This window comes from Pedobacter xixiisoli (assembly GCF_900215335.1).
In the GTDB taxonomy this organism is placed as follows: Bacteria; Bacteroidota; Bacteroidia; order Sphingobacteriales; family Sphingobacteriaceae; genus Pedobacter; species Pedobacter xixiisoli.
In genome coordinates this window covers 1,297,579-1,309,544 of record NZ_OCMT01000002.1, presented here as the reverse complement: position 1 = coordinate 1,309,544, position 11,966 = coordinate 1,297,579, and the positions used below count along the sequence as shown (strand labels likewise).

General features: G+C 36.8%; 13 protein-coding genes. 10 read left to right on the top strand and 3 right to left on the bottom strand.

From position 1 onward, the window contains the following. Positions 1 to 54: 54 nt before the first annotated feature. Complete coding sequence (locus CRO54_RS11845; protein WP_205943975.1) at positions 55 to 1,401, bottom strand: deoxyguanosinetriphosphate triphosphohydrolase; 1,347 nt, start codon at positions 1,399 to 1,401, stop codon at positions 55 to 57. Positions 1,402 to 1,579: 178 nt separating this feature from the next. Then, the gene (locus tag CRO54_RS11840) at positions 1,580 to 2,563 is read right to left on the bottom strand and encodes an alpha/beta hydrolase (protein ID WP_097132184.1); all 984 of its coding nucleotides are present in this window, start codon (positions 2,561 to 2,563) and stop codon (positions 1,580 to 1,582) included. 120 nt (positions 2,564 to 2,683) lie between these two features. Here CRO54_RS11840 and CRO54_RS11835 point away from each other — a divergent pair, with 120 nt between their 5' ends. The 5 genes from CRO54_RS11835 to CRO54_RS11815 all read left to right on the top strand — a co-directional run bounded on the left by CRO54_RS11835 (position 2,684) and on the right by CRO54_RS11815 (position 7,450). Then, on the top strand, positions 2,684 to 3,655 hold the full coding sequence (locus CRO54_RS11835; RefSeq protein ID WP_097132181.1) for a polyprenyl synthetase family protein: 972 nt from the start codon (positions 2,684 to 2,686) through the stop codon (positions 3,653 to 3,655). Beyond that, the gene (locus tag CRO54_RS11830) at positions 3,655 to 4,707 is read left to right on the top strand and encodes a TerC family protein (RefSeq protein WP_097132179.1); all 1,053 of its coding nucleotides are present in this window, start codon (positions 3,655 to 3,657) and stop codon (positions 4,705 to 4,707) included. The genes CRO54_RS11835 and CRO54_RS11830 overlap by 1 nt, the downstream gene beginning before the upstream one ends. Positions 4,708 to 4,859: 152 nt before the next feature. Further along, positions 4,860 to 5,594 carry a hypothetical protein gene (locus CRO54_RS11825; protein WP_097132177.1) on the top strand — a complete coding sequence of 245 codons (735 nt, stop codon included), beginning with the start codon at positions 4,860 to 4,862 and terminating at the stop codon, positions 5,592 to 5,594. 55 nt (positions 5,595 to 5,649) lie between these two features. Beyond that, positions 5,650 to 6,666: a sensor histidine kinase gene (locus CRO54_RS11820; RefSeq protein ID WP_097132175.1), complete on the top strand. Its 1,017-nt coding sequence runs from the start codon at positions 5,650 to 5,652 to the stop codon at positions 6,664 to 6,666. Positions 6,667 to 6,676: 10 nt separating this feature from the next. After that, complete coding sequence (locus CRO54_RS11815) at positions 6,677 to 7,450, top strand: LytR/AlgR family response regulator transcription factor (RefSeq protein ID WP_097132173.1); 774 nt, start codon at positions 6,677 to 6,679, stop codon at positions 7,448 to 7,450. Between the two features lie 2 nt (positions 7,451 to 7,452). Here the strand turns inward: CRO54_RS11815 and ruvC are convergent, their stop codons facing one another. Beyond that, positions 7,453 to 8,019, bottom strand: coding sequence for a crossover junction endodeoxyribonuclease RuvC (gene ruvC / locus CRO54_RS11810; protein ID WP_097132171.1), 567 nt, complete (start codon positions 8,017 to 8,019; stop codon positions 7,453 to 7,455). A gap of 97 nt (positions 8,020 to 8,116) precedes the next feature. Here ruvC and CRO54_RS11805 point away from each other — a divergent pair, with 97 nt between their 5' ends. The 5 genes from CRO54_RS11805 to CRO54_RS11785 are packed head-to-tail and all read left to right on the top strand — an operon-like array spanning position 8,117 to position 11,863. After that, positions 8,117 to 8,359, top strand: a complete 243-nt coding sequence (locus CRO54_RS11805; RefSeq protein WP_138765813.1) for a hypothetical protein — start codon at positions 8,117 to 8,119, stop codon at positions 8,357 to 8,359. Then, positions 8,356 to 8,628, top strand: coding sequence for a Txe/YoeB family addiction module toxin (locus CRO54_RS11800; RefSeq protein ID WP_097132167.1), 273 nt, complete (start codon positions 8,356 to 8,358; stop codon positions 8,626 to 8,628). Before CRO54_RS11805 ends, CRO54_RS11800 begins: the two co-directional genes overlap by 4 nt. 2 nt (positions 8,629 to 8,630) lie before the next feature. Continuing rightward, complete coding sequence (locus CRO54_RS11795; RefSeq protein ID WP_097132165.1) at positions 8,631 to 9,608, top strand: lysylphosphatidylglycerol synthase domain-containing protein; 978 nt, start codon at positions 8,631 to 8,633, stop codon at positions 9,606 to 9,608. Continuing rightward, positions 9,586 to 10,716, top strand: coding sequence for a glycosyltransferase family 2 protein (locus CRO54_RS11790; protein WP_097132164.1), 1,131 nt, complete (start codon positions 9,586 to 9,588; stop codon positions 10,714 to 10,716). The genes CRO54_RS11795 and CRO54_RS11790 overlap by 23 nt, the downstream gene beginning before the upstream one ends. 1 nt (position 10,717) lies before the next feature. Beyond that, positions 10,718 to 11,863, top strand: a complete 1,146-nt coding sequence (locus CRO54_RS11785) for an ABC transporter permease (RefSeq protein WP_097132162.1) — start codon at positions 10,718 to 10,720, stop codon at positions 11,861 to 11,863. Positions 11,864 to 11,966 lie beyond the last annotated feature (103 nt).

The following is an 11,966-nucleotide window of genomic DNA, read 5'->3' as shown; positions in this document are numbered from 1 at the left end:
ATTGCATTACGATCCCGAAATAAATTCGCAATGACTTTCTATTTTAGGTCTTCGCTAAGTCACCGATGGAAATGAAATACCCTTAATCTTTCCATAAAGTTCAACGGCATACAAATCAGTCATGCCAGATACGAAATCCAGTACACTCTGTACACGAGAATATAGATCTTCTTTTTCGGTATGGAATTGTTTTGGTATCAGCTTTACTAACTTTTTATAATAGTGACTATCGTTATTGACCAAGGCAGGCACAAATTCTTCTAGTAAACCAGCCATTACCTTATAGCCAGAAACCTCTTTTTGTATAACCGATTGGTAGTTGTAGATTTTTTCTACCGAGACTTTCTCAATCTTCTTCCAAGCATTTAAATAAGCCTCGGGTAGGGTATCTGTTAAACTTTGATTAAAAGTGCCACTTAGGATAGCGCTTTGTTGAGCGTAGAAAACAGCAGAGCATTCGTAGATTAAAGTGCTAATTGCTTTTGCTCTCAACAAACTTACTTTTGCATCGTCATCTTCTAGATCGTTTTGCAGTCGTTCTTCTAAAGTGGTGCTGTTACATAACGGCAATAGCAAATTTTTCACTTCATCGAAACTTAGTATCTGCAAACGATGCGCATCTTCTAGGTCAATAATTCCGTAGCAAATATCATCAGCGGCTTCTACTAAATAACTAAGCGGATGTCGAAAATAACCTAGTGGATTTTCACTGTCGGATATCATCCCCAATTCTGTAGCTATCTTTCTGAAAATTTCTTTCTCTGATTGAAAGAAACCATATTTTTTACGATGCAACAACGGTTTTTGATGCCCTAATATAGATTCGCAAGGGTATTTCCCGATAGCGGCTAAAGTAGAATACGTAAGCGCATAAGCACCATTTCCTTTACCTTCGAATGGATGTGTTAGAATGCGGATAGCATTGGCATTTCCTTCAAAATGGGTGAAGTCCTTTTTTTGCACTTCTTCTAGTTGGTCTAGATAGAATTTGCCTTCGCCATTAGTGAAATAACGTGAAATTGCTGCTTCTCCCGAGTGTCCAAAAGCTGGATTACCTAAATCGTGTGCGAGTGCTGCTGCGGCAACAATATTGCCTACTTCACTCATCAAAGGCACTTCTTTGTCAATATTTGGGTTGTCTTTTTTAGTTTGGTTATAGAAAATCCTTCCTAAAGATCTACCCACACTTGCTACCTCTAAACTGTGCGTTAAACGATTATGTACAAATACACTTCCTGGTAAAGGGAAAACTTGTGTTTTGTTTTGTAGCCTCCTAAAAGGCGAAGAAAAAATTAACCTGTCGTAATCGATTTGAAATTGAGATCTGGCCTCGTCTGTATCTCTTATTGCTTTGTCTTCGTGTCCCCAACGTTTTGCTGAAAGCAAATTTTTCCATTCCATCATATAAAAAAGTGGTATTCTTGAATTAGGTAGCAAATGTACATTTTATTGGTTTAATGGTAGCGTAAGTAATGAACTGTAAAATATTGCCAGATTGTAAAACATTGCCGTCGACTTTAGTCGACGGTTTTTAAATATTTGGCTTTAGCCAAAATGTTAATCGCCATCAGCTGTTTGGTTAATAATCGATATGCTTCTTGGCGAATTGATCAATCGCTTTTTCGACACTCGGAATATCTTTTGAAGTAATGGCAGAACCAATTACATGATTGCCAGTTTTAGGTAAGGCATGCTTTTCTTTTTTCTCCACAGTAGTGCCCAATTCATCAAACATGCTAAGCATTGCAGATACCTTAACCACAGGATCTTGTTCCTTTTCGTTTTTATAATAGTAAAGTAATAGCGTTGGTTGTTTCACTTTTTCAAAATTTGTTTTTGTCATGCTGCTTTCCAATAGCTCTTGTAATTGAACTACAGATTCTAAGCGATAATGATCATACCAGTATTTTTTGTAGACGGGAGATTTTCCGTCTAGGATACGTTCATTGCTTTTACTGACAGCTTGGGCAATTTGCAAGCCCCAAGGTTTAGTTAACAACCAAACTTTATCATCATTAATGGCAATGTTTGGCGATAGTAAAATCAAGCTATGTACTTCAGGATAAGTAGCTGCTAACTGTAAAGCCAAGGTTCCGCCAGTAGAAGTGCCTACTAATATTACTTTTTTACCCAGTTTTTTACCAACTGCAAAGGCTTCTTTCGCTGTTTCCCAAAGTCTGTCGGCAGTTAAATATTGCATGGGAGCCACTGTATCAATACCATGATCTGATAAGCGAGCTAAATAAAGATTGGCTTTAATGGATTTTGCAAAATTGATATGAACTGGATTCCCCTCTTCTTTTGATGCAGAGAAGCCATGAAGATAAACAACTGCGTATGCGGTCTGTTGATGACTGCTGTCTGCCCAAATAACTTCAGCTTGATTGTTAGGTTTTATTTTATGTTTGCTTTCCTGATTTTTAACATGAGTAGTTAAAGAGTCCAAAGCTGGTACTGTTGGCAGTGATGTTTCATACTTTGCCTTTTGTGTTTTTGGTCCAAACAAATAAATAATTCCCAAAAGAGCAATTAAGATAGCGAGAGTTCTTAGAATGGTTTTCATAAGTGTATGGCTTGTTTGGCTGTAAGATTAATAAGATTAATGAAGGTCTGTGCGAATAGTTTCATTAAAAATACGCTTTTAATAGAAATTCAACTAAGTTTGCAAACACATTTTTGACAGATGCCCGGAATAGATCAGATTAAGCAGCCTATTGCAGCAGAAATTGATGCCTTTGAGGTAAAGTTCAAGGAGTCGATGCAGAGTAGTGCGCCCCTGCTAAATAGAATTACCCATTATATTGTTAAAAGAAAAGGGAAGCAAATGCGCCCCATGTTTGTATTTTTTGCAGCCAAGCTTTGCGGTGGTATAGTAGAATCTACGCATAGAGGTGCTGCTTTGGTTGAGCTGTTGCATACAGCAACTTTGGTTCACGATGATGTAGTGGATAACGCTTACGAGCGTCGAGGTTTCTTTTCTATCAATGCGCTTTGGAAAAACAAAATTGCTGTTTTAGTGGGTGATTATCTGCTTTCTAAAGGTTTGCTACTTTCGGTAAACAACAATGAGTTTCAGTTGTTGAAGATTGTGTCTGAAGCGGTACAACAAATGAGTGAAGGGGAGCTTTTGCAGGTAGAGAAGGTACGTAGGATGGATATAAGCGAGGAATTGTATTTTAATGTCATCCGTCAAAAAACAGCCTCCTTAATTGCTTCATGCTGTGCATGTGGTGCTGCATCAAGTGGCGCTTCGGAAGAAGATATTGAAAAGATGCGATTGTTCGGTGAATTGGTGGGAATTGCTTTTCAAATTAAAGATGATACTTTTGATTTTGGAACTGATGATGTGGGCAAGCCTGTAGGCATCGATATTAAAGAGAAGAAAGTGACTTTACCTTTAATTTACGCTTTAAACAGGGTTGATAAAGCCGAGCGTAAAAATATCATTAACTTAGTAAAAAACCATAACGACGACCCGAAGAAGATACAGCAAATCATCGATTTTGTAAATGCTAATGAGGGTGTGCATTATGCCAATCAAAAAATGCTTGAATACCAAAATAAGGCTTTCGAAGTTTTAGAAACATTTCCAGATGGAGATGCTAAAACCGGACTGCAGCAATTGGTCAAATATACTACAGAACGTAAAAAATAATGTCGCACGAATTAATATTCATCGGTGGATTTCTTCTTTTCATCGTATTTATCCTAGCCCTAGATCTGGGCCTTTTTAGTAAGAAAGAGCATGTAGTAAGCTTAAAGCAAGCCGGTATCATGAGCTTTGTCATGGTGCTATTAGCGCTAAGTTTCTATCTGCTGCTAATCTTAAAAGGCGATTATCTTCATGGGATAGATAGTATGGAGCGTTTAAAAGAAGTTATTGCAGCTCACAAGCATCCAATCACTATTGTTCCGGAAAGTTTCGAGGCTAGTTTGCAAATTTATAAGAAAAACTTAGGGATTGAGTTTTTAACGGGTTACGTAGTAGAATACGCACTTTCTGTAGATAATATCTTCGTTATCGTGCTGATTTTCTCTGCATTTGCTGTGCCCGAAAAATACTATCACAGGGTTTTATTCTGGGGTATTTTAGGAGCCATTATCATGAGGTTTATCTTCATCTTTGTAGGTGCGGCTTTAATCAATCAGTTTGAATGGATTTTGTATGTGTTCGGTGCGTTCTTGGTTTTTACTGGTGTGAAAATGTTTTTCTCTAAAGATGAAGACGAGAAGATAGATCCCGAAAACCATCCCGTAGTTAAATTTGCTTCACGTTTTTTCAAGATACATCCTAAGTACGAAGGCAAGAAGTTCTTCCACAAGATTAACGGTAAAAAGTTTGTAACACCTTTGTTTTTGGTACTACTTATTGTTGAGTTTACTGATTTGATTTTTGCGGTAGATTCAATCCCTGCGATTTTTGCAGTAACGAAAGATGCTTACATTGTGTTCTTCTCTAATATTTTTGCCATCATGGGTTTGCGTTCAATGTTCTTCCTTTTGGTGAATATCATTCATAAATTCCATTACCTAAAAACGGGATTAGCAGTTTTATTAACCTTCATCGGAGTTAAAATGTTGGGGCATGGTTATTTAAAAGCTTGGGGTTTTACTACGGAACATTCTTTGATTATTATTGTAGGAATTTTAGCTTTAAGTATCATCGCTTCGCTGGTGTTCCCGAAGAAGAAAATACATACAGTCTAGTATTTTTATAATAGACAACTTGCTGTTTCTTTTCAATTTTCCTTAGTTAATTGGATATTTTCCTTAGCTCACTTCTTTTATCTTTTTAAGATGCGTTTTGACAAATAGTTTTGTGCTATTCAAATCATATTAATCTAAAAAAAAACGAGGAAATGAATAAGGAACTGGTGTTTTTAAGAAGCTTTGGTGTAGCTACAGCCTTTGGTGTGATTATACTTGCCTCTTCGGCTTTCAAAAAAATAGGTAATCAAAGGTTTACGGAAATAGATGTAGAAAGAATCAACATCATCGAAAAAGACGGAACGGTTAAAATGGTCATCACCAATGTAGACCGTTTTCCTAACGGTCAGGATTCTATTAATCACAGGCCTACCAATGTAAAACGTAAAAAGCGTTCTGGAATGCTGTTTTTTAATGAAGAAGGAATAGAATGTGGAGGTTTTATCTATGATGGACAAAAGAAAGCCAACGGCCACAGTGCTGGTTTGTCTTTAACATACGATCAGTACGATGGCGATCAAGTGATGCAATTACTTACCCAAGATTTTAAGGAAGGAGAACATCGTTATGTGACTAGTAGTTTGGTGTTTAATGATAGACCTGCAAATGAAACGCAGTTTAACGATCAGCTTTACGAAGAGCTTGCAAAGTTGAAAAAGACCGATCCTGCAGCTTCTAAAAAGAAATATGAAGAATATGTAGCAAAAGGTTTAATGGGTGGTGCTCCTCGTGTGATGCTTGGTCAGACCAGAAGCCGTAAGAATGGATTATTCCTAAATGACGACAAAGGGAGGCCAAAAGCGATGTTCTACGTAGATGAAAACAATGAAGCTAAACTCAGTTTTTTCGATGACAAAGGAAATGTGATTGCATCTTTTCCTAAGTAAGCTAAATAAGGTTAAGTAGCCCAAATAAAAAGGGCTACTTTTATATTTTTATGTGATGAAATTTCTAAAAACACTACAGCTTCATCAATATTTTTTTGGATTCATATTTCTGTTTGGTTATGCGCAATCTATACAGGGACGTATTTTAGTGCGACAAACTGTCGATTTCTACACATTTACACCAGAAGCGGCAATCGGTACATTTATAGAAAGCTGTATTGTGTTTCTAATTATCACAAAACTATTAAAGCGATTTCAAAGGTCTAATGAACTAGACTTTGTAGCGGTAATCAAAGTTTTTGCGCTATCATTATTATTATATCTTTTCGTAGCAAATCTTATCTCGGCAATAATAGCATTGATTTTTAATACTTGGGATAGAAATTTCAACGGTAATGTATTTCTAAATAATAACATAGGTAATGTTTTAGATGTATGTATATACGGAGGCTTTTTTATCGCCTATTTTTTCTATCAAAAAAACAAGAATGATACCAAGCAGCTGCTAAGCTATAACAAAGCGTTGGCTGATAGTAAAATTGCTCAATTGAAAATGCAGCTCAATCCACATTTTTTGTTCAATAACTTAAATGCCCTAGATCAACTTATAGAGGAAGATCAAAGTAAAGCTTCAGATTTTCTAAATGATTTTGCTGAGCTGTATCGCTATGTACTTGAAGTATCCAATGAAAAGTTAGTTTCGATAACGGAGGAATTGGTATTTGCACAATCTTATTTTAGGATCATGCAGTACAAGTTAAACAACGGCTATCATCTACAAATAAATGCTCCTAAAGAAGTTGATGGCTTTGTAGCTCCTTTAGCACTACAACTACTTGTAGAAAATGCAGTGGAGCATAATTTAGGTACTGCGAGCCATCCTGTCAATATTCTAATAGAAATTACAGACCAACTCTTAGTTACCAATAATGTTGCAATTAAAAAGAAAAAGAAGACAGGGGGAGGTAGAGCCTTGCAAAATCTAAGCGAACAGTATGCTTTGCTAACGAATAAGCCTTTAGAAATTATAAAGACTGAGGATTCTTTTACTGTGTGCTTACCTATTATTTAGTAAATAACTGATGACAAAAATTGTAATTATAGAAGATGAAGCACCTGCAGTAAGAAAACTGAAGCGATTTTTAGAAGAGCTAAGCGAACCACTGACCATTGTAGCAGAATTAAGTAGTGTTGAAGATGCGATTGTCTTTTTTAAAGATAATGTGGATATCGACATCGTTTTTTCCGATATAGAATTAACGGATGGTAACGCTTTCGGCATTTATCAAAAAGTAACGCCTAATTGTCCGATTATATTTACTACGGCCTACAATCAGTTTTTAATGGATGCTTTTGAAAGTAACGGCATCGCATATCTTTTAAAGCCATTTTCTTTCGGCAGGTTTGAAAAAGCATGGCAAAAATTCAAGTTGCTTTATCAGTCGAAACCCCAACTTGATAATTCGATGATAGAAAAGCTGGGTTCGCTATTGGGTCAATCTTCCATCCAAAAGAATTACAGAACCAGATTTTCCATCAGTAAAGCTAAGAGCACCTATTTTTTAGAAATCGATGATATTGTTTTTTTAAACGCGGAAGATGGAATTGTTTTCGCAATAGATTGTCAAGGCAAGAAACACCTGCTTACACAAGCCACCTTGAAAGAAATAGAGGAAGATTTAGACCCGAAATGTTTTTTTAGGATAAATAGGGGGCAGCTTGTTCACAAAACTTACATTATAGGATTAGAGCGTTATAACAAAAATACCTTAGCTGTTAAATTAAAAAATAGTGAACAAAATTTGATGACTAGCCAAAGTGCAACTTCTGTGTTCAAAGATTGGATAGAAAAATAAACTTACTTCACTCTTTTTTTATTATCTGTAACGAAAGCTTCCCAGCCAGAGTAAGATTTACTTTTGCCTCCACTGGTAGGGATTCTTTGGAACGAGTGACAAACGGCAACTGCTAAACCATCGGTAGCATCTAAAAATTCGGGAGTTTCTTTAAAGTTGAGCAAGCGTTGCAACATTGCGGCAACTTGTTCTTTGGTGGCAGTTCCTTTTCCGGTAATCGACTGTTTGATTTTTCTGGGAGCGTATTCTGATACTGGAATGTTTTTAGACAGTGCGGCAGCCATAGCGATGCCTTGCGCTCTGCCGAGTTTAAGCATAACCTGTATGTTCTTGCCGTAAAACGGTGCTTCGATGGCTAAAGCATCCGGCTTGTAGGTCTCTAGCAATACCATGGTTTTTTCGAAGATGCGCTGAAGTTTAAGGAAGTGGTCGTCTAAGTGGTCCATGCGTACGATGCCCATAGTTACTAACTCCATCTTACTCCCTTTTTCCAAAATCACTCCATAACCCATAATTGCCGTTCCTGGGTCAATACCTAAAATAACACGTTCCTTTTTTTCAGTCAACATAGCACAAAAATAGAACTTATTTGTTCAATCTCTTGTTGATTTACACACATCTAGATTTTATACCAATTTAAGTTTCCAGATGTTTTTATGTATTTTTGTGAAAGTAGAAAATAAAAAATCAAGAGTCATGACCACATTTTCGTTTGAGATAGAACAATCTGAAGTTTCAAAGCTTAAAGCTGTACTTAAGGCTTTTGGAGTGAAAAAAATGAAGATTAAAGATGATGAATCTGAGTTGAGTAAAGAGGAGTTTGAGGAAAAGATTGAGAAAGCTAAATCAGGTTCTGGAACCATCCTTAAAACTAAAAAAGATATAGACTCATTTTTTGACTCATTATGAGTTTTATCATAGATTTTAAAGATATAGCTAAGAAAGATGTTGTTAAACATCAGAAATCTGGTCAAAAGATTCTAATAGAGAAAATAAAAATCTTCACATTTGAGTGTCAAACTAACCCTAGAGTTGGTACGGGTAAACCTGAACAATTAAAACACCAGAAAAGTGAAATTTGGAGCAGAAAGATAAACGAACAACACAGGTTTGTTTATGAAATAAAGGATGAATTTGTTTATGTCCTTTCAACATGGGGGCATTATAAAGATAAGTAATTTTGACATCCAACTATAAAACAGTACTAACCACTCTCATCAAAATAGCCGTAGTGGCTTTTGCTTTTTGGTTCATTTACAATAAGCTAACCAAGCACAATGATCTTAAAGAGTTCATCAAACTATTAGATAGTATTCCGAACCAGCAAATTTGGATGGTAATTGGTAGTGTATTTATATTAATGCTTTTTAACTGGGGTTTGGAAGCCGTAAAGTGGAAAGAACTCATTGCCAGAGTGGAGCAAATTAGCTTGTGGCGAGCTGTAGAATCTGTGTTTTGTGGATTAACGTGGGCCGTTTTTACGCCTAATAGATTGGGAGAATATGGAGGCCGTGTGTTTTTCCTTTCTCCAAAAAGGAGGATTATTGGCGTTGTAGCTATGACCGTAGGAAACATCGGTCAACTCGTGCTAACTAACGTTTTTGGCGCAATCACCGTTTGCATATTCGTATATCACTTTATTCCGTTAGAACCTATTCTGCAAGCTGCAATTTGTGCGGCAGCTTTCGTTTTTGCACTGTTTTTTATCATCTTCTACTTCAATATTAAATGGCTTAATGGTTTATTGTTATCTGTAAAATTTACTCGCAAATACCAAAAGTTCTACGCTGTATTAGCCCGGTATCAAAAGAAAGAGCTTTTAAAGATATTATTGTTTTGCTTAGCTAGATATGCTGTTTTTACCACGCAATATATCATCATGTTTTTATGGTTAATACCCGAACTAAGGTTGCTTGACATATTAATGTTAGTGCCAATCTTGTTTTTTGTACAATCTACTTTACCTTCATTAGATTTGCTGGATGTAGGCATTAGAAGTGTAACAGCCTTGTTTTTCTTCAAATATGTAACTAGCCAAAACACAGCGGTGGTGGCATGTATTGCAAGTATTTGGCTCATCAATATTATAATTCCTGCTATCTTAGGCTCATATTTCGTATTTAAACTCAACTTCTTTGGAAATACTCGACGCAATTAACTACTTCTCCGCTTTTTTAACACTCATCTATGTGTTTGTAGTGATTACTTTCATTGTCGGTTGGATTAGAATTAAGCCTTATCTGAAAAGTTTGAAGCAGCCCTCTACCGTTGTTTCTATAATTATTGCAGCTCGTAACGAAGAAGATAAAATTGCAAAAACGATTGATGATGTATTGGCACAAAGTTACCCAAGAGATTTGTTTGAAGTAATCATTATTGATGACCATTCTACTGACCGTACAGCCGAGATCGTAAAATCTTACAAAGGGATTAATTTAATTCAGCTTAACGAACATAAAGCATTGAATTCTTATAAGAAGATGGCGATTCAAACCGCTATTGGTCAAGCCAAGGGCGATTTGATTATCACTACCGATGCCGATTGCAGGATGGGAGCTGAATGGCTTGCCACTATCGTAAATTATTACGAAGCCACTAACTGTAAAATGATTTCCTCGCCTGTGGCTTATTTTGAAGAGAAAAGCTTTTTCGAAAGGGCTCAAGCCTTAGAGTTCTCGTATCTTATTGGTTTGGGAGCATCAACCATAGGTAATAAAAATCCAAGTACCTGTAACGGTGCAAACTTAGCTTATGAAAAAAAGGCTTTTTTCGAAGTTGGCGGTTTCAAAGGAATCGATGATTTGGCTTCTGGTGATGATGAATTGCTGCTGCACAAAATGGCAGCTATCTACGGAGATAAAATCGGATTCCTTAAAAATAAAGATGCTGTAGTTTACACCCATGCCAAGGAAACATTGGGCGAATTTATTCAGCAGCGTAAACGTTGGGCGTCAAAAAGTACTCGTTATAAAGAAAAATCAGTTATTATTTTAGGCGTAAGCGTTTGGATGTTCAATCTAAGCATTATCGTCAATGCCATCTTGGCTATTTTCTCTCCCGCAACATTACCCTTCTTAATATTTCAATTGGCTGCAAAGCTGGTATTAGAATTTATTTTCCTTAATAATATGATGTCTTTTTTCAAAAGAAAAGCATTGTTATGGTGGCTGCCAATTTTGAACGTACTGCATATCATTTACATTGTTTATATTGGCATTGCCGGAAATTCGGGCAAATACAATTGGAAAGGCCGCATGGTAAAATAACATGGCAAATAATACACAGTCTGCTAAAATTTGGAAGAAGTTTAAGCGTAATACGTTCGCATTAGTTGGCCTTATCTTTATCATTTTAATGGTATTGGTTGGTGTTTTGGGCTATTTAATCACACCCGACCAAACGCCTTACGCCAATACACAGCAGTTGCAAATCAGCAAAGAAAAACCTGGGAGTAAATTTAAGTTCCTCATCGTGCAATGGTACTCAAACGTAGAAGACGTAGGGTTTTTCGAAAAAATGCTCTACGGACAGCCAGCTAAATTTAAAAGTGTGCCTATTACTTCGTACAAAATTGTTAACGACGAAGTGATTGCCTACGAATATATAGGCGAGGAAAAAAATCTAACGCCAACGGTTTACAAGCTTAGAGATCTTTGCAGAAATTGCACTTTGCCTAGTAAACTTGGTAGCACAGCAATGCTTTTTGAACGCAATAATGTTTACGAGCAAACTTTTTACTTAGGTACAGATATTTATGGGAGGGATTTGTTAAGTCGTCTAATTCTTGGGATACGGGTTTCGCTTTCTGTAGGCTTAATGGCAGTACTCATTTCTATGTTTATTGGCGTTGGCTTGGGTGCTATTGCCGGTTATTTTGGAGGAAAGATAGATGCAGGAATCAGTTGGTTCATGAACGTAATTTGGTCCTTGCCGTCGTTACTTTTGGTTATTGCTATTTCATTTGCTTTGGGCAAGGGATTTTGGCAAATTTTCATCGCCGTTGGTTTATCTACTTGGGTAGATGTAGCCCGTTTAGTGCGTGGACAGGTGATGGCTCTCAAACAGGTAGAGTTTGTGGAGGCTGCAAAAGCGCTTGGTTTTTCTAATAGCAGAACCATCATTAAGCATATTTTACCTAACATCGCTGGACCAATTTTGGTAGTAGGCTCGGCCAATTTTGCTTCGGCTATTTTGTTGGAAACAGGGTTGAGTTTCTTAGGATTTGGTGCGCAACCGCCAATGCCAAGCTGGGGAACCATGATTAAAGAGCATTACGGTTATATCATTATGGATGCCGCTTATTTGGCCATGTTGCCAGGTTTGGCCATTATGCTTACGGTTTACGCATTTAACCTTATCGCCATTGGTTTACGTGATGCTTTTGATGTAAAAGGGCAAAATGTAAGCGTTTAAAATTTTTCTTTCTTGAAAAGCAGTAGCATTGCTAATCGGCGCCGAAAGTCCCGCTTTTTGCTTTATTCGCTGCGCTCATGTTCGCTCCAATCGGGTTTGATTT